Annotated in this window: 23 protein-coding genes and 1 pseudogene; 9 read left to right on the top strand and 15 right to left on the bottom strand. The window is 65.6% G+C overall.

Annotation, left to right across the window (positions count from 1 at the left end; genetic code table 11):
• The first annotated feature begins 7 nt into the window (after positions 1-7).
• The 4 genes from BM353_RS02890 (at position 8) to BM353_RS02875 (ending at position 2853) form a co-directional block, all read left to right on the top strand.
• Complete coding sequence (locus BM353_RS02890; RefSeq protein ID WP_092076392.1) at positions 8-997, top strand: EamA family transporter; 990 nt, start codon at positions 8-10, stop codon at positions 995-997.
• The gene (locus tag BM353_RS02885; RefSeq protein ID WP_092076390.1) at positions 997-1674 is read left to right on the top strand and encodes a DUF4386 domain-containing protein; all 678 of its coding nucleotides are present in this window, start codon (positions 997-999) and stop codon (positions 1672-1674) included. Before BM353_RS02890 ends, BM353_RS02885 begins: the two co-directional genes overlap by 1 nt.
• Positions 1675-1721: 47 nt before the next feature.
• Positions 1722-2174 (top strand): VOC family protein, encoded by a 453-nt coding sequence (locus BM353_RS02880; RefSeq protein WP_092076388.1) that lies wholly within the window; start codon positions 1722-1724, stop codon positions 2172-2174.
• A gap of 163 nt (positions 2175-2337) precedes the next feature.
• A complete protein-coding gene (locus BM353_RS02875; RefSeq protein ID WP_092076386.1) occupies positions 2338-2853 on the top strand; it encodes a P-loop nucleotide/nucleoside kinase family protein in 516 nt (171 codons plus the stop codon).
• Between the two features lie 159 nt (positions 2854-3012).
• Here the strand turns inward: BM353_RS02875 and BM353_RS02870 are convergent, their stop codons facing one another.
• From BM353_RS02870 to BM353_RS02855, 4 genes are all read right to left on the bottom strand, one after another.
• Positions 3013-3687 carry an NAD(P)-dependent oxidoreductase gene (locus tag BM353_RS02870; RefSeq protein ID WP_177220437.1) on the bottom strand — a complete coding sequence of 225 codons (675 nt, stop codon included), beginning with the start codon at positions 3685-3687 and terminating at the stop codon, positions 3013-3015.
• A 54-nt stretch (positions 3688-3741) separates the two neighbouring features.
• A complete protein-coding gene (locus BM353_RS02865; RefSeq protein WP_092076382.1) occupies positions 3742-4242 on the bottom strand; it encodes a cytochrome b in 501 nt (166 codons plus the stop codon).
• Between the two features lie 9 nt (positions 4243-4251).
• The gene (locus tag BM353_RS02860; protein ID WP_092076380.1) at positions 4252-5139 is read right to left on the bottom strand and encodes a VOC family protein; all 888 of its coding nucleotides are present in this window, start codon (positions 5137-5139) and stop codon (positions 4252-4254) included.
• 65 nt (positions 5140-5204) lie between these two features.
• Positions 5205-5633 (bottom strand): DoxX family protein, encoded by a 429-nt coding sequence (locus BM353_RS02855; RefSeq protein ID WP_092076378.1) that lies wholly within the window; start codon positions 5631-5633, stop codon positions 5205-5207.
• A 114-nt stretch (positions 5634-5747) separates the two neighbouring features.
• On the opposite strand from BM353_RS02855, the gene BM353_RS02850 reads away from it, so the two are divergent.
• Positions 5748-6647, top strand: coding sequence for a LysR family transcriptional regulator (locus BM353_RS02850; RefSeq protein ID WP_218155449.1), 900 nt, complete (start codon positions 5748-5750; stop codon positions 6645-6647).
• 66 nt (positions 6648-6713) lie between these two features.
• On the opposite strand, the gene BM353_RS02845 is transcribed toward BM353_RS02850, so the two are convergent.
• The gene (locus BM353_RS02845; protein WP_092076376.1) at positions 6714-7664 is read right to left on the bottom strand and encodes an SDR family oxidoreductase; all 951 of its coding nucleotides are present in this window, start codon (positions 7662-7664) and stop codon (positions 6714-6716) included.
• 159 nt (positions 7665-7823) lie between these two features.
• Here BM353_RS02845 and BM353_RS02840 point away from each other — a divergent pair, with 159 nt between their 5' ends.
• Entirely contained in the window at positions 7824-8714 is an 891-nt protein-coding gene (locus BM353_RS02840) for an AraC family transcriptional regulator (RefSeq protein WP_092076374.1), read from the top strand.
• An 85-nt stretch (positions 8715-8799) separates the two neighbouring features.
• Here the strand turns inward: BM353_RS02840 and BM353_RS17145 are convergent.
• The 4 genes and pseudogenes from BM353_RS17145 to BM353_RS02820 form a co-directional block, all read right to left on the bottom strand.
• Positions 8800-8997 (bottom strand): annotated as a pseudogene (locus tag BM353_RS17145) (alcohol dehydrogenase); the annotation flags it as partial.
• A gap of 118 nt (positions 8998-9115) precedes the next feature.
• Positions 9116-9796, bottom strand: coding sequence for a hypothetical protein (locus tag BM353_RS02830; protein WP_092076372.1), 681 nt, complete (start codon positions 9794-9796; stop codon positions 9116-9118).
• A 62-nt stretch (positions 9797-9858) separates the two neighbouring features.
• Positions 9859-10317, bottom strand: coding sequence for a tryptophan-rich sensory protein TspO (gene tspO, locus BM353_RS02825; protein ID WP_092076370.1), 459 nt, complete (start codon positions 10315-10317; stop codon positions 9859-9861).
• A gap of 166 nt (positions 10318-10483) precedes the next feature.
• Complete coding sequence (locus BM353_RS02820) at positions 10484-10690, bottom strand: cold-shock protein (RefSeq protein WP_092076368.1); 207 nt, start codon at positions 10688-10690, stop codon at positions 10484-10486.
• 455 nt (positions 10691-11145) lie between these two features.
• Between BM353_RS02820 and BM353_RS02815 the strand changes: the two genes are divergently transcribed.
• Together BM353_RS02815 and BM353_RS02810 are read left to right on the top strand one after the other, a co-directional pair.
• Positions 11146-12354 carry a DEAD/DEAH box helicase gene (locus BM353_RS02815; RefSeq protein WP_092076365.1) on the top strand — a complete coding sequence of 403 codons (1209 nt, stop codon included), beginning with the start codon at positions 11146-11148 and terminating at the stop codon, positions 12352-12354.
• A 31-nt stretch (positions 12355-12385) separates the two neighbouring features.
• Positions 12386-13252: a transglutaminase family protein gene (locus BM353_RS02810; RefSeq protein ID WP_092076363.1), complete on the top strand. Its 867-nt coding sequence runs from the start codon at positions 12386-12388 to the stop codon at positions 13250-13252.
• 160 nt (positions 13253-13412) lie between these two features.
• Here BM353_RS02810 and sucD read toward each other — a convergent pair whose 3' ends face one another.
• The 3 genes from sucD to BM353_RS02795 are packed head-to-tail and all read right to left on the bottom strand — an operon-like array spanning position 13413 to position 16754.
• Positions 13413-14303 (bottom strand): succinate--CoA ligase subunit alpha, encoded by an 891-nt coding sequence (sucD, locus tag BM353_RS02805; protein ID WP_092076361.1) that lies wholly within the window; start codon positions 14301-14303, stop codon positions 13413-13415.
• A complete protein-coding gene (locus tag BM353_RS02800) occupies positions 14300-15499 on the bottom strand; it encodes a malate--CoA ligase subunit beta (RefSeq protein WP_092076359.1) in 1200 nt (399 codons plus the stop codon). Before BM353_RS02800 ends, sucD begins: the two co-directional genes overlap by 4 nt.
• Before the next feature lie 10 nt (positions 15500-15509).
• Entirely contained in the window at positions 15510-16754 is a 1245-nt protein-coding gene (locus BM353_RS02795) for a pyridoxal-phosphate-dependent aminotransferase family protein (protein WP_092076357.1), read from the bottom strand.
• Between the two features lie 214 nt (positions 16755-16968).
• On the opposite strand from BM353_RS02795, the gene BM353_RS02790 reads away from it, so the two are divergent.
• Entirely contained in the window at positions 16969-17595 is a 627-nt protein-coding gene (locus BM353_RS02790) for a response regulator transcription factor (RefSeq protein WP_245759532.1), read from the top strand.
• Positions 17596-17602: 7 nt separating this feature from the next.
• Here the strand turns inward: BM353_RS02790 and BM353_RS02785 are convergent, their stop codons facing one another.
• The 3 genes from BM353_RS02785 to BM353_RS02775 form a co-directional block, all read right to left on the bottom strand.
• Entirely contained in the window at positions 17603-19375 is a 1773-nt protein-coding gene (locus tag BM353_RS02785; protein ID WP_425439382.1) for an SLC13 family permease, read from the bottom strand.
• Between the two features lie 102 nt (positions 19376-19477).
• Entirely contained in the window at positions 19478-20290 is an 813-nt protein-coding gene (locus tag BM353_RS02780; RefSeq protein WP_092076355.1) for a TIGR00282 family metallophosphoesterase, read from the bottom strand.
• A 301-nt stretch (positions 20291-20591) separates the two neighbouring features.
• Positions 20592-21233, bottom strand: coding sequence for a class I SAM-dependent methyltransferase (locus BM353_RS02775; RefSeq protein WP_092076353.1), 642 nt, complete (start codon positions 21231-21233; stop codon positions 20592-20594).
• Positions 21234-21279 lie beyond the last annotated feature (46 nt).

Here is a 21279-nt window from a genome sequence, read left to right as displayed (position 1 = left end):
CAGACCCATGTCCCGCACCACCGACATCCTTCTCACAGCGCTCGCCCCGGCGATCTGGGGCAGCACCTATCTGGTCACGACCGAGGCGCTGCCCGCGGGATACCCCGTGACCCTCGCCGCGCTGAGGGCCTTGCCAGCCGGACTGCTGCTGCTTGCTGTCACGCGTTGCCTGCCCCCCCGGGCCTGGCTGGGCCGGGCCTTTCTGCTCGGCGGCCTGAACTTCGCGCTGTTCTGGGTGCTGCTTTTCGTGGCGGCCTACAGGCTTCCCGGCGGGGTCGCGGCCACGCTCGGCTCGCTTCAGGCCATGATGGTGATCTTCATGGCGCGCGGCTGGCTCCGCACGCCAATCCGGGCGGGCGCGGTTGCCGCGGCTGCGACCGGCGTCATCGGCGTGGCGCTCCTGCTGATCTCGCCGGACGCCGCCCTCGATCCCATCGGCGTCGCCGCCGGCCTCGGTGGCGCCGCGTCCATGGCCGCCGGCACGGTCCTCAGCCGGAAATGGCAACCGCCCGTCTCGGCCCTCAGCTTCACCGCCTGGCAGTTGACCGCCGGAGGGTTGATCCTGTTGCCGCTGGCGCTGATCGTGGAACCCGCGCTGCCGACACTGACGGCGACGAACCTTGCCGGGCTGGTCTGGCTCGGGCTCATCGGTGCTGCGGCCACCTATGCGCTCTGGTTCCGGGGCGTCGCCCGGATCGAGCCCGGCGCGGTCGCGATGCTGGGCATGATGAGCCCGGTCACGGCGGTGATCCTTGGCTGGGTGGTGCTGGGCCAGTCGCTGTCTTTGCTGCAATGCCTCGGCGCGCTGATCGTCCTCGGCTCGGTCTGGGCAGGTCAACGGGCGAGCCGCCCGACGACGCCAGCGCCGGCAAAGCCGAAACCGGGCCCCGACCCGGCTGGCGGTACGTTCCTGAACCGCACCGGTGCCTTTCCGGCAATGTTCGGCGCGAAGCCGTTCCGGTACGTTGTGGCCCATCGCACCGAAAGGAGGCCCTGATGACCGATCCCGCACCGATGCCCGCGTTTGCCCGCCAAGCCCGCCTTGCGGGCGTGCTGTACCTGCTCATCATCGTCGCGGGTCTGGGGGCCGAGCTGGGCCTGCGTGGCCCGTTGATCGACCTTGACGATGCGGCAGGCACCGCGGCGGCGATCCTGGCCGCCCCGGGCCAGTTCCGGCTGGCCATCGCCGCCGACCTGGTGATGGCGCTTTGCGATGCCGGGCTCGCCATACTGCTTTATCTGATCTTTCGGGCCGCGTCGCCGGGGCTTGCCCTGTCGGCGATGGTGTTCCGGCTGATCCAGACCGTACTGATCGCCGCGAACCTCATGGCCCTCCAGGCCGCGTGGCTTCTGATTTCCGGCCCCGGCGCGCGTGTGGGTGCCAACGCACTTGCGCTGGTGTTCCTCGATCTGCACGGACATGGCTATGATCTCGGCCTCGTCTTCTTTGGCGTCAACAGCTTGATCATGGGTCTGCTTGTCTGGCGATCCGGTCATTTTGCGAAGATCTTCGGGGCTGGCCTCGCGATCGCCGGGCTCGTCTATCTGATCGGCAGCGGCCTGCGCTTTTTCTCCCCCGAATGGTCCGAGGCCTTCGTGCCGGCGTATCTGCTGACGATCCTCGCCGAGACGGCGTTTTGCATCCGGCTGCTTTTTCAGAGAAACCCGCTCTGACATGGAGAGCCGGTTTCGGCCTGTCACAAACAACCATGAGAGGTTTCATGTCTCAACGAGGTTTCACTGTCCGCGCCTTGGGCGAAATCGCCATCCGGTGCATCGATCTTGATGCAATGGTCGCGTTCTATCGCGATGTCATCGGGCTCGAACCGCTCAACGATCCGGACAACGGCCGTATCGTATTTCTTCGCATCGCCGAGGGATTTGGCGGCCATACGGCGGTTCTGGCGCTGTTTCGTCATACCATCGAAGCCGCAGGCCGGACGCAGGCGTCTGACCTGCCCCCGGCGACGGGTCCAGGCTCATCGCTTCATCACCTTGCGCTCAGCCTGCCGTGGGATGAGCAGGAGGCCGTCATCGGCTGGTATGAGAACCTCGGGCTGGAATACACCGTCGAAACATTCGACTGGGTGGGTTGGCGCGGCGTTTTCACCTTCGACCCCGACGGCAACACCGTCGAACTCGTGGCCAAAGATCCACGCTGGGTCGCCTCTTGAAGCGCGGCATCTCAAGCGGCGCGCCGTTGAACGCGCTACCAAGCAAGACATGCGGGGTGCATGATCTGTCAAAGCCTTGGCGGCCGAGGCCAATGCTGTGGGATCAGGTCCGGCCACAGGCCATACCAGAAGTCATTTCACCCGAGATGAGGGGGCCCTAACAATGCTATCTGACTCTCCGACGCTGCACATGCTGTGCGGCAAGATCGCATCCGGGAAGTCCACCATGGCCGCCCAGCTTGGGGCCGCGCCCGGAACGGTTCTTGTTGCCGAGGACGTCTGGCTCGAGGCGCTCTTCGCAGAAGAGCTGCATTCGCTGAAGGATTATCTGCGGTGCTCATCGAAGCTCCAAACAGTCATGGGGCCTCACGTGGTTGCGCTTCTGAACGCAGGCGTGTCGGTGGTCCTCGACTTCCCGGCGAACACCGCCGCGCAACGCGCCTGGATGCGGGAAATCATCGCCGGCACCGGAGCCGCGCATGTGCTTCATGTGTTCGATGTGCCAGACGAGGTCTGCCTGGCGCGGCTGCGCGCGCGCAACGCGGCGGGAGACCACCCGTTCGCGGTGACGGAGGCCCAGTTCCACCAGTTTTCCAGTCACTTCGCACCACCGACCGCTGAAGAAGGCTTTGATCTCGTGGTGCATGGCAAAGCACACCGTCGGGCGCTGGAGACCTGATCCGAGGTTTATCGGATGGCAGCGCCCTGATGCTCATCATGACCCCGAGGGGCGCGCGCACGCGCCCTAGTCAGATGGGGGCGGGCAAGAGCAAAATCGCGTCGTGTTGTGATGCGGGAAACGAACCCGCCGCGCAGGTCCATCGCGGCGGGCCATGTTTTATTTTTGCGAAATCAACGGGGCTTTCCCGTGAAGGTCTTCGCGGTCCAGGGCATCGATCAGCCATTGCGCCACCGAGGCGCGTGAAATCTGCATCACGGGCTTGGGTTTGTTGGCCCCGTCCACCACATAGCTTTCGATGACGGGGGCCGTGCCGTCCTTTTTGCCCAGCATCATCGCGCGGCCCACTGTCCAATCCAGACCAGACGCGGCGAGCGCATCCTCGACCATTTCATGATCGCGGTAGGCCTGGCCCAGATTGGACCACTTGATGAGCATCCGCATCACAAAGGGTGCGGTGTCATAGCTGTCGTTCACCCCGGCGGCCCCCAACGACACGATGCGGCGCAGGCCTTGTTCGCGCATCGCGGCGATGGTGATATCAAAGATATCCTTCAACAGCGTGTCGCGGTTTACCAGCTTGGCAAACGGGGAGTCGGAGGCGCGCGCGTTGTTCAGCGTGCTGATAACCACGTCGCAGCCCTGCATCGCCTTTGCGACATCGTCGGCATTTTCGGGCGTGCCTTTGACAAGCGTCAGTTGGGGGTGGGTTTGCGATATCGCAGCCGGGTTGCGAACCAAGGCGCGCACGCTGTGTCCCGCGGCCAGGGCCTTTTGCATCACAAATGTTCCAGTGCGGCCGGAGCCGCCGTAAAGGAGGATCGTTTTCGTCATCTTCATGTCCTGTGACAAAGGGTGGGCCCGCCATTGTGACGGACCCCGTTTCGGTTAGGTTTTGCGCGACACCATCATCCGCAGCAGCGTGCCATCTTTGCGCACGAACTGGTTGAACACGGCGGCGGCAGCATGGATCGTGATCAAACCAAAGAGCACGATGTTCAAAAACCCGTGCACATCACCCAGATCGGCAACGCCGTTCCATGTCATCCCGCCGGTGATCACCATGCCGATCAGCGCGCCGTAGAGCGCCCAGTGAACAGTCGTGGCGATCCTGGCCTGCATCGGGGATGTCCCGGGCGCGTGGCCGGGCGCGCCGTAGCGGTAGCGCAGGTACAGCCGCGCCAACACAGCGAGAAAGATCGCTGATCCAAATCCCGCATGAACCCAGGCCATCGTCGTGTCATTGCCTGCGGGCGTGGCATGTGTCTGCAGTGCCCTGAGGGTGCGCTTCATCGGCTCGTTGAAAAGCCACTGCACCCAGAGGGCCGCAAAGACGACCCAGTGCAAGATGATCTGCGCGGGGCGGTAGGCTGCGGGGGATGTGCTCATGGTGCTCTCCTACGTGTCGCTGCGCAGAGTGAGGGCGATACCTGCGGGATCGGTCCCGCGCAGGACGTCGCCGTCTCGGCGCAGATGGTTCGGGGCGGCGAAGTCGCCATGGGTGATGAGTTCGTAGTGCACCAACCCCGCCATGTCTGTCGGCCTGGGCGGGCGGTTTGGCCCGGACCAGATGTTCATCGCCAGGCGATGCGTGTTGGGCTTGCCAGCGTTCATATCGGCAAAGCCCCAAGCGTCCAGCGTCAGGTGGCGCTCAAATCCAAGGGTCTCGAACCAGTCGAGGGCAGGCTCGAGTGCGGCGACCTTGAGGTGCAGATGCGCGAGGTAGCTGTCGTCGGCCAAGGGCGCCGAGGGGTCTGCGCCCGCCGCATGGGCCAGCTCGGCCTTCAGATCGAGCGGGCCGCGTCCGGAATGGGCATTGCCGTCAACATCGTAGAGCGCCAGCCCTCGACTCATGTCGCCGAAATGCGAAAACCGTTCTGGCGTCTCATAGGTTATTTCGATTTCCAGACCGTCAGGATCCTGCAAATACAGAGACTTCGCCATCAGGTGATCCGTCGGTCCCACCTGAATCTTCAGGTGGATCAGGCGGGCAAGCAGCCGCGAGAATTCGGCCTGACTGCGCACACCAATCGCTAGGTGATACATGCCCGTAAAGGGCGCTTTGACAGGGGCATTCGCACCGGGATGAAGGTTGATCAGCGTCCGGGCCTTTGTTCCCAATGCAATGCCGGGGGAGGCAATGTCGCGTTCGATCAACCCCAGGGCAGTGGTCCAGAAGGCAACCGCGCGATCAAGGTCGGTGACCTGAAGGTCCACCACGCCCCAAGACAGGCGGTCAGTTTGCGGAGACAGGTTTGTATGGTCGGCGGGCACGGATTTGAGCATGGGAAGGCAACCTGTTGAAGAATTGGGGCGCCCCGGCGGGAGATACCGGGGCGCGTCAGGGGCGATCAGGCGCGCGGTGCGATCGCTGCCTTCTTCGTGCGGCCCCAGACCACGAAGGCGGCCAGTGCAAACAGGATCGCGTTGATCGGCAGCACCTCGAACTCGCCGCGAATGATGTGCAGGCCAGAAGCCAGAACCATGATCACGGCAAGACCGGCGGCGGCCAGTGTCGTCAAACCCGGCATGATGCGTGTTGCGGCCGGCAGGATCAGCCCAAGAGCACCGGCAACTTCCGCAAGTCCGATGAACTTGATCAGCAGGAAGGGCGCGTTTTCCGCCCAGCCCATGCCCATCGCGACCAGGTCGGCCGATCCGGACGTCAGCTTTGTGGCGCCTGCCATCAGGAACATCGCAGCCAGGAGGGCCTGGGCGATCCACAGGCCGATGGTCCAGCCCTTGTTGGTTTGTACGGGGTTTGTGTCGAGTGTCGTCATGTCGTTGTCTTTCCTGAAATCGCTGTTGCAGCGTGTTGTGATGCAGACAGTGATAGACCTTTCCCTTTTCGACATCATTAGGGTATTTGTTGATTGAACATTCACTGTGAGTTGATGATGGACACACTTCTGAGCCTGCGTGTTTTTGCCGAAGTCGCTGAACACAAAAACTTTTCCGCCGTGGCGGAGCGCCTTGGTCTCTCGCCTGCGATGACCAGCAAACACGTCAAGCATGTGGAGGCGCGCGTCGGCGCGCGCCTGCTCAATCGCAACAGCCGCAACGTGAGTCTGACCGAGGCTGGCGCGCAGTATTTGCTGACGATCCGCCCCTTGCTTGATGGCTTGGCCGAAGCTGAGGCGCAATTGACCTCCGACAGCCTGTCACCGCGCGGTACGCTCAGAATGTCGATGCCTGCCTGGATGTCCACTCCAGCCTTCTCGCACATCCTGACCGCCTATCATCAGCAAAACCCGCATGTGATGTTTGATGTCGACCTGAGCGGGCGCAAGATCAACATGGTGGAAGAGGGAATCGATCTGGCGCTGCGCGTTGCGTTCAAGCTGGACGAGGGTCTGATCGCGCGCAAACTGGCGGAGGTCACGTTTCAGTTGGTGGCGGCGCCTGCATTCCTGGACAGGTTCGGCCGCCCCGATACCCCGGAAGATCTGATCAACGCGCCGCTGCTTGCCTATTCTCGGGTTGCCGCGGACGGGCGCCTCAAATTTGGTGGCGAGAATGGGCTGGATCTCAGGCTCAGGCCGATTCTGGTAAGCTCCGACGAGAACATTCTTCATCAGGCGGCAGTCGCTGGCATGGGCTTTGCCATGCTGCCAAACTGGTCAGCCCAGAACGACGTGAAAGACGGTCGACTTGAAACCGTATTGCCCGGGATCGCATGGCCGAAATTGCATATTCAGGCAATTTACCCTGATCGTAGCTACCTACCCGCCAAGGTACGAAGCTTTCTGGACTTCCTGGCCGGGCCGGATGGGTTCTCCGCCTTTTTGACGTAGCGCGTCGACGACCGAGTGCATGGCCCGGGCAACAGCCAGAAAACCCTCATCGCCGATCTTCGCCGCTCAGACGGACCATTTGAAGCCGACGGCCTCCTCCGAGACGTCCCACAGCCGCGCCATGACCGGTTTGTCATGCGCGTGGGGGTTCAGGGTTCCGCGACCGACCGGGCCGACGAATTCGCGCGTGCCGGTCGGGCCGTAGAGCGCGCGCGGCTCCAGCCCGTCCTCGGTCGCGCACATGACTTCGGGATAGGCGCCCTGCTCGGCGGTCTGGACCATCGGCGTCTTGGTCATGAGCCACCAGACAAGGCGCATCATGCGGCTACCGCTGGTCGAGATGAGAGAGGTCGCCGAGGAGCCGGGGTGACAGACATAGACTTCCACATCGCTCCGGCCCGCGGCGGCGAGGCGGTCCTGCAGCTCAAAGGCGAACATCATCTGCGCAAGCTTGCTCTGGGAATAGGCGGTGTTCGCGCCGTAGCCCTCTTCCCAGTTCATGTCGTCGAATTTGATCGTCTTGAGGCCCATGTTGTAGCCAAGGCTCGCCACCACGACGATCCGGCCCCGCGACTGCGCGATCCGATCGAAGAGCAGGCCGCAGAGCAGGAAATGGCCGTAGTGGTTGGTGCCGAGCTGGCTTTCGAACCCGTCCACCGTGAGCTTGCGCGTCGGGACCTGCGCGATGGCGGCGTTGCAGATGAGCGCGTCGATGCGGGGCACGGTCTGCGCCACCTCCCCGGCCGCGGCGCGCACGCTGTCCAGAACCGAGAGATCCATCCGCACAAAGCTCACATCGGCGCCGGCGCCGAATTCGGCCCGGAGCGCCTCGATCGCCGCCTGCGATTTTTCGGCCGAGCGGTTGAGCATGACGACTTTCGCGTTTTGCTTCAAAAGCATCCTCGCCGCCTGAAAGCCCGCCCCGGCGTTTGCGCCGGTGATGAGATAGGTCTTGCCCTCAAGGGGGCCGAGGCGCTCGGGCGTCCAGCCCTTGGGTGCGAACATCGTGTCTGCCATCTGGTCTCTCCTCTGCCCCGGGGTCCGGGGGCGTTCTTGTTCTGTCGAGAAAGCAGATAACTCTCCGACATCGCTCGAAACAGGCACAATAATCGCGAATACTTGCCCGATTGTCTCGCGCGCATTGCATTCGGCCATTTTCCTTGCCAGCCTACGGTCATGAGCAAGGACCGTATCACCCGGATCATCGAGCGCCGCCTGCCGCAGGCTGGCCTCGTCCAGACCGCGCTGAAAGGCGTGCGGCTCTTTCGCGTGACCGAGCCGGTGCCGTGTGTGCCGGCGGTCTATGAGCCGACGGTCGTGGCCATTCTTGGCGGCTCCAAGGAGGCGGTTCTGGACGGCGCGCACCGCGTCTACGACAGCAGCCGATACCTCCTTTGCCCGATGACCCTGCCGGTTGAGGCGGGCGCGCCGCAGGCCTCCGAGGACAGCCCGCTTCTGGGCGTGATGATCGCGCTGGAGCCGCGGGTCATGCGCGATCTTGCGATCGAAATGGAGAGCGCCGCCGGGGCCGTGCGCAGGTCCGAAGCCCCTCCCCCGCCAGCGCTCGCGCTCGCGGCGTGGGACGCGGGGTTCACCGAGGCGCTGCGCCGGCTTCTGGAGCTGCTCGACAGCCCGGTCGACACGGCGGTGCTCGGGCCGGGGCGCCTGCGCGAGCTCTATTACGCGGTGCTCCGGGGCGAGGCCGGCGCCGCCGCACGGCGGGCCTTCGGCGTCGGCAACGAGATCGCGCGCACCATCGATTACCTCTCCAGCCACCTGCAGGAACCGCTCACCATCGACGATATGGCGCGCCATGTCGGGATGAGCCGGGCCGTGTTTCACCGGCGTTTCAAGGAGGCGACGACCATGTCCCCGATCCAGTTCGTCAAATCGATGAGGCTCAACAACGCCGCGATGAAGATCGCCCAGGGAAAGACCGTGAACGAAGCGGCATGGGACGTGGGCTATGCGAGCACGTCGCAGTTCAGCCGCGAATTCAAACGCCTCTACGGCCACTCGCCGCGGGACTGGAGCCGGTCGGTGCAGGGCGCGGCGCGGCTCATGTGAGAGGTCCGTCGGGATCACTCCGAAGCTGCCGGTCTGGGTCTTGCTGAGGAACGCCTCTTGCGCCGCGACGACCTTTTGAGTGGGACTACCTCGGCCAGATCCGGGCGGTGGAGCCGATGAGGGTGATGTCCGTGAGGTGCATCACGCGCAGATCGGAGCCGACGATGGGCCCGGCGATGGCGCCGGAGGGCACCCGCCGCCCACCGCGTTTCAGCATCTTGAGCACCCGGGAAAAGGCGTCGCCGCCGACGGTGTCGACCGCCGCATCGACCGACTGCGCGCCGAGCGCCCGTGAAAGGTCAGCCCGACGCGCCGCGTTCGATCAGGGGCTGTCACGCTTGGGGTTTGCCGGTCCCGGCCTGCGCCAACGCCTCGCAGAACGCGCCGCCCCGCAAGCGAGGTCAGAGAACCTGGCGCACCGCCAGGCGAAGCTCGGGGTGCAGGATCCAGTTGCCGAGATCATCCTTGCCCTCGTCGGTCTCGGCCCGAAAGCCGAGCAGGGCCGTGCCGTCCGCGGCGTCCGGGGCGGCGCCGCCCTCGGCCTCGGACGAGAGGTATTCCGCGATCAAATGCCCCGTCGCCATGAAGGATTTATTGGCCGAGGACTTGGACTTGTAGCCCGCCGCATTGGCCATGCGCGCATCGGTCATCCCCTCGTCACCCGCCAGCGAGAGCGCCTTGAGCATGGCGCGCTGCGGGCCGGACAGCGTTACCTGACGGACCGCCTCGACATATTCTTCCACGCTGGGCACATCGACGCCGTTTTCAGAATCGCTGCGCCGCTCTTCATTGCGGCGGGTTTCGCGCGCGTCGATGACCTCGTGCAGCGCGGCAATCGCCGCCTCTTCCGTCGCGCCGGTCGCCTCGGCGATCATGCCGCGGGCCTTTGTCGGAGGTTTGGGAAAGGCGCGCGCCACGAAAGTGCCCGCAAGCCAGCCCGACTTGATCTGGTACCGGCTGTGCTCGCCGAGCTGGATGACAGCTTTCTCCTTGGGCTTTTCCGCCGGTTTCTTGGGTTTGGCCATGCTCTTGAACGGATCGCGGAGCGCGGTCGCCTGTCTTGATGAACCGTGGGTCGCCATGGGGAAACTCCTTGGAGTTGGGGTCGGAAAAATGACCTGCCGGGGAGGGGCGCAAGGCCCGATCAGGCAGTGTGCGGAGTGCGGGACCAGATGGCGGCATTCAGCGCGAATGCCACCGTGATCCAGATAAGGTAGAGGCCGAAGAGCGCGCTGGCGACAGGGTCGACCTGCCAGAAGGCCAGCGTGGTGATGAGGACCGAGATCCAGAGCACGGCCAGGATGGCCAGCGCGGCCCGGATTTTCTTCAATCCGAAAAAGACCCCTGACCACAGGGTGTTGAAGGCGATTTGCGTCGCCCAGAGGGCCAGAAGCGTCGCGCCAGAGGGCGCATCGGCCACACGCGCAGCCGCGATCGACATGCTCACGTAGAGGATCAGCCAGACGACGGGAAACATCCGGTCAGGCGGTGTCCACCGCGGCTTGTTGAGGCGGGCGTACCAGTCGCCGGGCTTGAACAGCATGCCGGAGACCGCCGGGGCGGCGCAGGCCGCAAGGCAGGCCGTGAAGACGACCCAATTCATGCGGGCCAATTCATGCGGGCCAATTCATGCGGGCCAGTTCATCCGCGCATGCCGCTTCGGCCGAGTGTCAGGCCCGCGCCGTTTGGCACGATCGCAGCCCTGACCGGGTTTGGGCGCAAGCGAAGTCGGGCAGTGGGCGCGCGAGGCGCCCATTGCCCTGTTCAACTCACGCGAGGGCGAGATTGGTCGCGCTTTCGCGGCCGTCACGGCCGGTTTCGACCTCGAACGTCACTTTCTGGGCGTCCGACAGAGTCGTCAGACCGGCGCGCTCAACGGCGGAAATGTGGACGAAGACGTCCTTGCCACCGGTTTCGGTTTCGATGAAGCCGAAGCCTTTTTGAGTATTGAAAAATTTCACGGTGCCTTTGGCCATATCCGTGGTCTCCTGTTCAAGTGCTGCCCACAGTACGCGGCAGCTCGGCAAAGTCAGACTGAATCGATCAACTGAGAGCCGGATGAACGGAAGCAGTGGTTCGAAGCAAATAACGTTAGCAGCGCACACATGCGCTTTTCGCGGGCGACATACAAGGATTATCGCGCCCGTTTGCGAAAATTCGCCGCGTCGCGGCCGCCTGCTCCCGCCGTATCATTGACAAGCAATCGGCGGCTCGCCATGTAGACAGGGCGTTATCGCTCTGCCGCGTGAGCAGGCGGGATACCCCGCCCCCGGCCCTGACGCACCGTTTTCCCACATCACGCAGGGGGGACCCCGCCCAGGGTGGCCCCGGCGCAATGCGGCGCCGTTGCGAACGCCCCGGGTGCACCCCGACCGACCGCGCCTGCGCGCGCCTCGGTGATGCCGGACGCAAGGTCCGGCCAAGGATAGACATGACGTTTGACGAACTTGGGCTCAATGCCCGCATGGTCACGCGGCTCGAGGGCCTCGGACTGACACAACCGACCCCGATTCAGCAAAAGGCGATCCCGCACGCGCTCGAGGGCCGCGACATTCTCGGCATCGCCCAGACCGGCACCGGCAAGACCGCCGCCTTCGGGCTTCCGCTGATCGTGACGCTCTCGAAACAGCAAGAACGCCCCGCGCCGCGCTCGGCCCGCGGCCTCGTGCTCGCCCCCACGCGCGAGCTGGCGAGCCAGATCGTCCAGACGCTGCAGGGGCTCACCGCCGATCTGCGGATCTCGCTCGTCGTCGGCGGCAAATCGATCAACGCCCAGACCGAGCGGCTCGCCCGCGGGACGGACATTCTCGTGGCCACGCCCGGCCGGCTGATCGACCTGATGGACCGCCGGGCCATCGATCTCGGCCAGACGCGGTTCCTCGTGCTCGACGAGGCCGACCAGATGCTCGACATCGGCTTTGTCCACGCCCTGCGCCGCATCGCCCCGATGCTGAACCCCGACCGCCAGACGATGATGTTTTCGGCCACGATGCCCAAGTCGATGGCCGAGCTTTCGCGCCAGTACCTGAACGATCCCGTCCGCGTCGAGGTCTCGCCTCCGGGCAAGGTCGCCGACAAGGTCAGCCATTCGGTGCATTTCGTCGCCAAGGACCAGAAACAGGGGCTGCTGATCGAGCTGCTGCGCGGCCACCGGCAGGACCGCGCGCTTGTCTTTGCGCGCACCAAACACGGCGCCGAGCGGCTGATGAAACAGCTCGACCGATCCGGATTCGCCGCCACCTCGATCCACGGCAACAAGAGCCAGGGACAGCGCGACCGCGCCATCGCGGCCTTCAAGGAGGGGTCGGTGCGCGTGCTGGTCGCAACGGACGTTGCGGCGCGCGGGATCGACATTCCCGGCGTGGCCTATGTCTACAACTACGATCTGCCGAACGTGCCGGAGAACTACGTGCACCGGATCGGGCGGACGGCGCGCGCAGGCAAAAGCGGCCAGGCGATCGCGTTTTGCGCCTCCGATGAGGTGAGCGAGCTCAAGGCAATCGAGAAGGTGCTCGGCATGCGCGTCGAGATCGGCGGCGGCCGGGCCTGGCCCGGTGCTGGCGAAGAGCCGAAAAAACCCGGCGGCAAGCGGCGGCGGCGGCGCCGTGCGGGGGCCCGGTCCGAACGGGTGGCCAACTGATCGGCGGCCCGGACCACGAGGACGCGCCCCGATGCCATCCGTCACCATCACCCACGTAACGACCTATCACTACGCCTCCCCGGTCCACCTGGGCCAGCACCGGCTGATGCTGCGCCCGCGCGAGACGCGGGACCTGAGCCTGACCTCCTTCGATCTGGAGATCACGCCCGAGGCCCGCGTCGACTGGTCCAATGACGTGGCCAACAACGCGATCGCAACGGCGCAGTTCGACACGGCGGCGACGCTGCTGTCCATCCGCTCCTGCGTGCGGCTGGAGCTGCGCGCCGCGGTCTGGCCCGTCTTCCCGATTGCGGCATCGGCGACGCGATATCCGTTTCGCTATGCGCCCGACGACCGGACCGATCTCGGTGCGCTCACCACGCCGCAATACGCCGATGACACCGGGCGCCTCACGGCCTGGGTGACCGGGTTCATCATGGGGCAGCCGACGGACACGCTGTCCTTGCTCAAGGACATCAGCAACGGCGTGACCGCCCGTATTTCCTACCAGAGCCGGGAGACGGAAGGCACGCAAGGCCCGCTCGAAACCCTCGACAGGGGCTGGGGCTCCTGCCGTGATTTCGCGGTGCTCTTCGCCGAAGCCGTCCGAACCCTCGGGTTCGGCGCGCGCCTCGTGTCGGGATACCTCTACGATCCCGGCGGCGATCAGTTGGGCTCCGCAGATGCGGGTTCGACCCATGCCTGGGTCGAGGTATTCGTGCCCGGCGCCGGCTGGATCGCGTTCGACCCCACCAATCGTTCGGTCGGCGCCACCAATCTGATCCCCGTCGCGGTCGCAAGACGGATCGGTCAGGTCGCGCCCGTCATCGGCAGCTTCCACGGACGGCCCGGCGATCTTCTGTCGATGGATGTCTCCGTCGATGTCCGCACCGGCTGAGCCTGCCCCAGCCACCTGCCCCGCCGGACTGGAAACGCACACCCCTGGCCATCGGGCGGGACCGGAAAATGATCGATCATTTTCCGGCACGTTTTCTGATCAATCAGAAAACGGCTCCAGACCCGGTCGACAGCATTGACCTTTGGCGGCCCGCGGGCGTTCAGGGTTGGTGGCCGAGCGCATCTGCGATCGTTTGGCCGATTTCTATGGCGCTCTCGGCGATGATCACCCCGGCTTCGGAGAGGATCTCGATCTTGTCCGCAGCGCTGTCGCCACGTGACACGGCGATCGCACCGGCGTGGCCGAAGGCGCGGCCGTGGGGGACGGTCTGTCCGGCGACATGGGCGATGACCGGCTTGCTGACGTGGCCCTTGATGAACTCCGCCGCTTCGGCCTCCTGCGGCCCGCCGATCTCGCCGATCATTGCGATCACCTCGGTGTCATCGTCCTGCTCGAACCAGCCAAGCACATCGCGAAACGACGAGCCGTTGATCTGATCGCCGCCGATCCCCACCGATGTCGAAACGCCGACGCCAAGCGCCTTTAGTTGGGCTGCCGTCTCGTAACTCAGCGTTCCGGAGCGTGAGATGATGCCCACCGGTCCCGGCAGGTAGACCTCGCCCGGCATGATGCCCATCAGCGCCTTGCCCGGGCTGATGGTGCCGGCGCAGTTCGGCCCGGTGAGGATCATCCGCCGCTCGCGCGGGTAGCGCCACATGTAACGTTTGACCGCGATCATGTCCTGCGCCGGGATGCCGTCGGTGATGCAGACGCAATAGCTGATACCGCCGTCGGCGGCCTCCATGATGCTGTCGGCGGCAAAGGGGGGCGGCACGAAGACGAGGCTCGCCGTCGCCCCGGTCTCCGCCACCGCCGCCTTGACCGTGTCGAACACAGGCAGCCCTTCGACGCTCTCGCCCCCGCGCCCGGGCGCCACGCCGCCAACGACGTTGGTTCCGTAAAGCTGCATCCGGCGGGTGTGGAACTGGGCGAGCTTGCCGGTGATCCCCTGCACCAGAACGCGGGTCTGCCCGTCGATCAGGATGCTCACGGCTCGGCCCAGAGCTTGGTGGCCTGGGCCTGATCGCTGCGCCAGGCGGCGACGCTGCGCTCGGCGGCGTCCCTGAGCGTGGCGGCGCGGATGATCGGCAGGCCCGATTGCGCGAGGATCTTCTGCCCCTCCACCAGGTGCGTGCCAGCAAGACGCACCACGACGGGAATGTCGCTCTGCATCTCCTGCATCGCCTGCACCACCCCGCGCGCGACCCAGTCGCAACGGTTGATGCCGGCGAAAATGTTGACCAGCACCGCCTGCACCCGGTCATTGGCCATCACGATGCGAAACGCCTTGGCCACCCGTTCGGGCGAGGCCCCGCCGCCGATATCGAGGAAATTGGCCGGCTCCCCGCCCGCGGCCTTGAGCGTGTCCATCGTCGCCATGGCCAGCCCCGCGCCGTTGACGATGCAGCCGATATGCCCGCCGAGCCCGACGTAGTTCAGCCCGCGATCCGCCGCGCGGCTCTCCAGCGGGTGCTCTTGCGACTTGTCGCGCAGCTCGGAAATCTGGGGGTGGCGGAAGAGCGCGTTGTCGTCGAAGGCCATCTTGGCATCGAGCGCGAGCAGCCGGCCATCGGCGGTGGTCACGAGCGGGTTGATCTCGATCATGGTGGCATCAAGCTCGGTGAAGGCGCGGTAGCAGCCCTTGAGCGTGCGGACCATCTGCTGCGTCACCGCGGGGGAGACGCCAAGCGCGAAGGCGATCTCGCGCGCCTGAAAATCGCGCAACCCGGCGGCGGGCTCGATGGTCGTGCGGGTGACGCTGCCGGGCCGTTGGCTGAGGATCTCCTCGACCTCCTCGCCGCCATGGGGCGAGGCCAGGATCATCACCCGCTGGCTGGAGCGGTCGAGCATCAGCCCGACATAGAACGCGCGCTCGATCTCCACCGCGGCCTCGACATAGACGCGGTAGATGCCCTTGCCCCCCTGCCCCGTCTGGTGGGTCACCAGCTTCCGGCCGAAGAGGTTTTCGCAGATATTCTGGATTTCCTGATCGCTGGAGCAAAGCTTCACCCCGCCGGCCTTGCCGCGCCCGCCGGCGTGGACCTGTGCCTTTACGACCCAGCGGTCGCCGCCCAGCTCGCGCGCGCGATAGGCGGCTTGCTCGGGGCTGTAGGCGAGCGCGCCGGGAGGCGCCGTCACGCCGAAACGCGACAGCACCTCCTTGGCCTGATACTCATGTATTTCCAATCAGGCCGCCCTATTCCGCCGCGATGGTCTCTCCGAAATGCTTGGCGAGGATAGCATCGAGCGCGGCGCGATCAACCGGCATCCCCAGCTTTTCCGCCGCATCGGCGAAACGGGAAACGATGGTGTTGATATGGTCGGTCGAGAGCAGGTTGAGGATCCCGATGCGGATCTGGACCGGCTCCGACAGGGTCGGCCAGATGCCGAAATTCTCGGCGCGGCAGGCCTGGACCAGCTCCATCTCGCGGCCCGCGAAGGCGCCGGGGAGGTTGAAGACCACGAGCGACGTCATGTTGGACGTCACCTCGCAGCCCATCTCCTCCAGCGCCGCGCGCAGGGCGCTCTCGTAGAACCGGTAGCTTTCCGACCGAGCCGCGAGCCCTTCCTGAAGCGTGATGCGCAGGGCCTCGTGGAAGGCGGCGACCGCGTAGGCCGAATGGGTCCGGTGATAGGTGCCTTTTTCCGCATCCTTGCCGTCGATGATGCCCCAGTGACGCGCCTCGAGGATCGGATGATGGACGAAACTGCGCGTCCCGCTGGCCTTGAGCGCCTCGATGTAGCGGTCCGAGAAGGAGACTGGCGCATAGGTCAGCGGCAGACAGCAGATGCCCTTCTGCGGACAGGAGGCCCAGCCGACGATCCCGGGGTAGTCATCGATTGCGAAATCCTCGACGCCGAGCGACGAGACCGCATCGACCAGCCCCATGGCCCTGTGTTTCTCGCAGGCGGCCGAGAGCGCGGCGATGTCGTTGGTCCGGCCCGAGCCGGTCTCCCAATGCGCCATGGCGGCCCACTTGGGCTTGTGCTCGGCAAGGGCGGCATCGATCACATCGGCGGTCACGGACTCCCCATGGGGCACGTTGACGATGGTGACGCTGGCGGGCTGCGGATCGAGGGGCGCGGCGGCGAGTTCTTCGGCGGTCGCGGCCTTCATCCGCACGGTCAGCCCGTCGAGGCCGGAGAACGTCCCGTTGACGAACATCACCACCGTGTCGCCCGGCATCACCGCGTTGAACATCACGTCCAACCCGCTCCAGCCGGTCCCGGCGACGCCGTAGGTGTAGGTGTTTTTCGTGCCCATGATCGCGCGCAGCATCTCCTTGCACTCGACCATCCCGCGCAGCACGTCGGGGTGCATGTGATCGGCAACCCCCGCCGAGGCGAAGGCGTTCAGCACGCGCTCATCGGTGTTGCCCGGCCCCGGCCCGGCGGCGATCGTGGCGGGAATCGTGAGTTTCGGGTAGATGACGGTGTCCATGGCATGCCTCCCCAATGCGCGGATGTAGTCGGTCGGCCTAAGAAACGCGCGATTGCCTTGGCGGGCAACGTCAGTTACTCCTGCTTTTGGGCAGCTATTTGGGTAGTCTTTTTCCCATACTTTCGTGTAAGTATCCAATCGTATACTGAAATCACCCCTGCCCAATAGGGTGGTTTATTCGCCAAACGTAAGTGAGATCAAAAGGTTAGACAAAATGCCCACGCCGATCGAGATCATGCTCGCCGACAGCAATCCGCTCGTACTGTCGGCCATGTCGGAGATTTTCGAGAAGGACGACCGCTTTTCGGTCATCGCCACCAGCGCCACGGCCGAGGGGTTTCTCTCGGCGTTTCTGCGGGTGCCGACGCTCGTGGGCGTCGTGGAATGGAACCTGCCGCTTCTGGGCGCGGCCAAGCTCATCGAGGTGTTGCGCGAGCAGAGCGCACCGCCCCGGATCGTCATCTTCGATGATCAGGCAGGCGATCTGCCCCGGCGGGCCATGGCGGCGGGAGCGGCCGGTTTCGCCCCCCGCTCGGGCGAGGTGAACGGGCTGCTCTCAACTTGTGTGGACGTGGCGGCGGGCAAGATGGTCTTTCCCTTCGTCGATGTGCGCGAGCTTCAGGCCGATCCGATCCAGTCGCTTTCGCGCAAGGAGCGCGCGATCCTCGAAGCGCTGTCCAAGGGGCTGACCAACCGCGAATTGTCGGCCGAGCTCGGGATCACCACCAATACGGTGAAATTCCACCTCTCCAACCTCTACGAGAAGCTCTCGGTGCGCAATCGCGCCCAGGCGATCGCCTTCTACTACGCCTCGCGCCTCCCGGCCGAAAAAGGCTCCTGATCCGCGCTCAGAGCGGCCAGAACCATGGGATCAGGGCGGAGGCGAGCAACCCGGTCGAGAGGTTGAGCGGGATGCCGACCTTGAGGAAATCGGTGAAACGATAGCCGCCGGGGCCGTAGACGAGCATGTTGGTCTGGTAGCCGATGGGCGTGGCGAAACTGGCCGAGGCGGCCATCATCACCGCGATCACGAGCGGGCGCGGGTCGAACCCGACCGCCTGGGCCAGACCAATCGCGATGGGGGTGACCACGACGGCCACGGCGTTGTTGCTCACCAGCTCGGTCAGGATGCTGGTCAGCAGGTAGATCGCCCAGACCACGAGGAAGGGCGGCAGGCCGGTCAGCGCCGGGGCCACCGCATCCACGATCAGCGCCACCGCGCCCGATGCCTCCAGCGCCGCGCCGATGGCGAGCATGGCGAAGATCAGCGCGAGAAGGCGCCCCTCGATGAAGGAAAACGCCTCATCAGCATCGATGCAGCGGGTGACAAGCACCGCGGTGACGGCGAAGACGGTCAGCACCAGGATCGGCGCGACGTTGAAGGCCGCGAGCCCCACGATGCTCATGAGCGCGGCGAGCGCGAGCGGCGCGTGGGAGCGCCGGAAGCCGCGGGCGGAGGGCTGGGAGACGTCCACGAGCTCCATTTCCGCGGCGAGGCGCTGGATGTCATCGGGCGCGCCTTCGAGCAGCAGCGTGTCGCCCACGCGCACCACGAGATCATCGAGCTGGCGGCCGATGTTCTGGTTGCGGCGGTGGACGGCGAGCGGGTAGACGCCGAAGCGCCGCCGCAGCCGGAGCGCCCCGAGGCGCCGCCCGACCATCTTGCAGCCCGGCGTGATCAACGCCTCGACGGTCGTGGTTTCCTTAGCCGAGAGCTGGTCCACGCGTTTGAGGGACTTGTCGCGCTGGAGCGACAGCAGCTCGGTCATCTGGGTGCGCAGGACCACGCGATCGCCGACCTGTAACGTCACGCCCTTCAGATCGCGCCGGAGCGATTCGTCGCCGCGCACCACGTCGACGAGGCGCACCCCGTCGCGGCGGAACAGCTGCACCCCGGTGACCTCGCGGCCGATGAGGTTGGATTCGGGCGGGACCACGGCCTCGGTAAAGAACTTCATGCGCGAGCGATCCGAGAGCATCGTCGCCATGCTCGGCCGCTCCGGCAGCAGGCGCGGCGCGATGAAGGCGAGATAGAACATGCCCCAGGCCACGAGGACGATCGCCAGCGGCGTGACCTCGAAAATGCCGAAGGGGCGCTGGCCGTTGCTGCGCGCGACGCCATCCACCAGCAGGTTGGTCGATGTGCCGATCAGCGTCAGCGTGCCGCCGAAAATCGCGCCATAAGACAGCGGGATGAGCAGCCGCGAAGCGGAAATCCCGATGGTGCGCGCAAGCTGGACGAAGACCGGGATCATCACCACCACGACCGGCGTGTTGGACACCACCGCCGAGGCCAGCACGACGATCCCCATCAGCGCCGCGAGCGCGAGCTTGGGCCGGGTCCGGGCGTGGCGTTCGGTGAGCGAGGTGAAGGCCTCCAGCGCGCCGGTGCGCACCAGCGCGCCCATGACGATGAACATCCCCGCGATGGTCCAGGGCGCGGGGTTCGCCAGCACCGTGCGCGCGTCCTCATAGGGCAGAACGCCGGTCAGGAGCAGCACCGATACACCGGTGAACGCGACGACCTCCGTCGGGAAGGTCTCCCGCAGGAACATCACGAACATCAGCGCCACGACACAGAGCGCCAGAATGGCCTCCGCCGACTGCGACAGGGTCAGGATATTACCCAAAATCAAAGGCTCCCGTCAGTTCCGCCGTGCATCTTCCGCGATCGCGGGGCCGGGGGCAAGCCTGCGCGCGCGCCCCGCGACCAGATGCCCGCCTCACGGCCCCGCCGCCTCCAGCCGCCCGCCCTGCCGGACCATGCGGATCGAGGTGGCCTTGCCGGTCCGGTCGTCGGTCTCGACGAACACGCCCGAGAGTGTTGCCTCCCCGAGCGCGGGGGTAAACCGCTCCTTGCTCATGCCCGTCACGAAGCGGCGCATGGGCTCGGCCTTGTCCATCCCGATCACGCTGTTGTAATCGCCGCACATCCCCGCATCGGTGAGATACCCCGTCCCGCCGGGGAGGATCTGGGCATCGCCGGTGGGCACGTGGGTGTGGGTGCCGACCACGAGGCTCGCGCGCCCGTCGCAGAAATGCCCGATCGCCATCTTCTCGCTCGTCGCCTCGCAATGCACATCGACGAGGATCGCCTGCGCCTGCCCGCCGAGCGGATGCTGGCGCAGGACGGCGTCGAGATGGGAGAACGGATCGTCAAAGGCGCGTTTCATGAAGACCTGCCCCAGCACCTGAGCCACGAGGATCTTTCGCCCGCGCCGATCCTCGAAGAGGCGCGCGCCGCGCCCGGGGGCGGATTTGGCGTAGTTGAGCGGGCGCAGGAGCCGCGTCTCACCCTCGATCGCGCGCAGCATGTCCTTCTGGTCGAAGGCATGATCGCCGAGGGTCACGCAATCGGCGCCCGCCTCCAGCAGCGCCTTGGCATGATCGCCGGTCAGCCCCATGCCGTTGGAGGCGTTCTCGCCGTTGACCACGACGAAATCCAGTCGCCAGTCCTCGCGCAGCCCGGGAAGATGTTCGGTCACGGCGGCGCGGCCCGCGCGGCCCATGACATCACCAAGAAAGAGAAGTCTCATGCCCCGATGCCTAAGCCCGGAATTTCGGGGCGGCAAGGGAAACCGCGCCGCGCGCCGCTTGGGGCCATGAATTTGCGCGCGCCCCCTTGTCGGCGGGGCCCGGGCATACTACCTCCTTCCGAGGCGGGTGCTGCCCTTCTCGTCAACGGTTGCATTCCGGTGGCCTTAAGCAATTCCGAGGGAGCTGGCTCTGTCCGGATCCTGGTCCGGTTACCTGGCGCCCACCTGTACATACAGGTCCTCGGGAATGAGATAACCAGACGGCTGCGTGCGGGCCCGCCACTTTTCCGCACCTTGGCGCTCAGGCATCCAGCTTGCGCGCGACGATGAACCGCCGCGGCGGGTTTGCGGGGTAATTGCCCGCCTCCAAGATCTCGAACCCGGCGCGTGCGGTGGCCCGATCAAGCTCGGCTACTTTCAGGAACGTGACCGCCGGCGCCTTGCCCAGGACGCGCAGGACCGGCAGCGCCGCGCGCATCGCATGGAGCCAGAGCGGCGCACGCCCGTCCGGCAGGCAAAAGGTCTTGGAAATGAAGAGCCCGCCGGGCTTGAGCAGCCCGTGCACATGCGCCACCGCCGCCTCCGGATCGGGCAGCAAATGCAGCAGGTTCAGTGCGATCACCGCATCCCACCCCCGCCCCTCGGGCGCGATCTCATGCGCGCCGGCGACGCGGAAGTGAAGCGTCTTTGCCCCGGCCGCCTCTGCCTTCTCGCGCGCGATCGCGATCATCTCCGGCGCATAGTCGCTCGCGGCATAGGCGCGGACCTGCGGCGCAAGGCGCAGCGCGGTGGACCCGGTGCCGCAGCCGAGCTCCAACACCTCGGCCTCCGGCGTCAGATAGGCGCCGATCCGCTCCAAGGTGTACTCATAAGCCGCCTCGTCCGAGATCGGCGATTGGGCGTATTTCCGGGCCTGACGGTCCCAGAACCTGTGGCTGGTCATGGGCTCTCCTTTGCAGGGTCGCGCTTCTGCACGTAGAGAGACTGGC

The sequence above is a fragment of the Poseidonocella sedimentorum genome (assembly GCF_900116005.1).
In the GTDB taxonomy this organism is placed as follows: Bacteria; Pseudomonadota; Alphaproteobacteria; order Rhodobacterales; family Rhodobacteraceae; genus Poseidonocella; species Poseidonocella sedimentorum.
Note: the sequence above shows the minus strand (reverse complement) of the source record. Positions and strands in the feature narration are given on the sequence as shown.

Bases quoted from the DNA above. Each gene is read 5' to 3' on its own strand.
- BM353_RS02875 (WP_092076386.1), top strand. From the start codon at position 2,338: ATGCTATCTGACTCTCCGACGCTGCACATGCTGTGCGGCAAGATCGCA.
- BM353_RS02790 (WP_245759532.1), top strand. From the start codon at position 16,969: ATGCCCACGCCGATCGAGATCATGCTCGCCGACAGCAATCCGCTCGTA.
- BM353_RS02860 (WP_092076380.1), bottom strand. From the start codon at position 5,139: ATGCTCAAATCCGTGCCCGCCGACCATACAAACCTGTCTCCGCAAACT.
- tspO (WP_092076370.1), bottom strand. From the start codon at position 10,317: ATGAATTGGGTCGTCTTCACGGCCTGCCTTGCGGCCTGCGCCGCCCCG.
- BM353_RS02865 (WP_092076382.1), bottom strand. From the start codon at position 4,242: ATGAGCACATCCCCCGCAGCCTACCGCCCCGCGCAGATCATCTTGCAC.
- BM353_RS02885 (WP_092076390.1), top strand. From the start codon at position 997: ATGACCGATCCCGCACCGATGCCCGCGTTTGCCCGCCAAGCCCGCCTT.
- BM353_RS02845 (WP_092076376.1), bottom strand. From the start codon at position 7,664: ATGGCAGACACGATGTTCGCACCCAAGGGCTGGACGCCCGAGCGCCTC.
- BM353_RS02870 (WP_177220437.1), bottom strand. From the start codon at position 3,687: ATGACGAAAACGATCCTCCTTTACGGCGGCTCCGGCCGCACTGGAACA.
- BM353_RS02815 (WP_092076365.1), top strand. From the start codon at position 11,146: ATGACGTTTGACGAACTTGGGCTCAATGCCCGCATGGTCACGCGGCTC.
- BM353_RS02780 (WP_092076355.1), bottom strand. From the start codon at position 20,290: ATGAGACTTCTCTTTCTTGGTGATGTCATGGGCCGCGCGGGCCGCGCC.
- BM353_RS02820 (WP_092076368.1), bottom strand. From the start codon at position 10,690: ATGGCCAAAGGCACCGTGAAATTTTTCAATACTCAAAAAGGCTTCGGC.
- BM353_RS02890 (WP_092076392.1), top strand. From the start codon at position 8: ATGTCCCGCACCACCGACATCCTTCTCACAGCGCTCGCCCCGGCGATC.
- BM353_RS02850 (WP_218155449.1), top strand. From the start codon at position 5,748: ATGATGGACACACTTCTGAGCCTGCGTGTTTTTGCCGAAGTCGCTGAA.
- BM353_RS02795 (WP_092076357.1), bottom strand. From the start codon at position 16,754: ATGGACACCGTCATCTACCCGAAACTCACGATTCCCGCCACGATCGCC.
- BM353_RS02775 (WP_092076353.1), bottom strand. From the start codon at position 21,233: ATGACCAGCCACAGGTTCTGGGACCGTCAGGCCCGGAAATACGCCCAA.
- BM353_RS02830 (WP_092076372.1), bottom strand. From the start codon at position 9,796: ATGGCGACCCACGGTTCATCAAGACAGGCGACCGCGCTCCGCGATCCG.
- BM353_RS02880 (WP_092076388.1), top strand. From the start codon at position 1,722: ATGTCTCAACGAGGTTTCACTGTCCGCGCCTTGGGCGAAATCGCCATC.
- BM353_RS02855 (WP_092076378.1), bottom strand. From the start codon at position 5,633: ATGACGACACTCGACACAAACCCCGTACAAACCAACAAGGGCTGGACC.
- BM353_RS02810 (WP_092076363.1), top strand. From the start codon at position 12,386: ATGCCATCCGTCACCATCACCCACGTAACGACCTATCACTACGCCTCC.
- BM353_RS02840 (WP_092076374.1), top strand. From the start codon at position 7,824: ATGAGCAAGGACCGTATCACCCGGATCATCGAGCGCCGCCTGCCGCAG.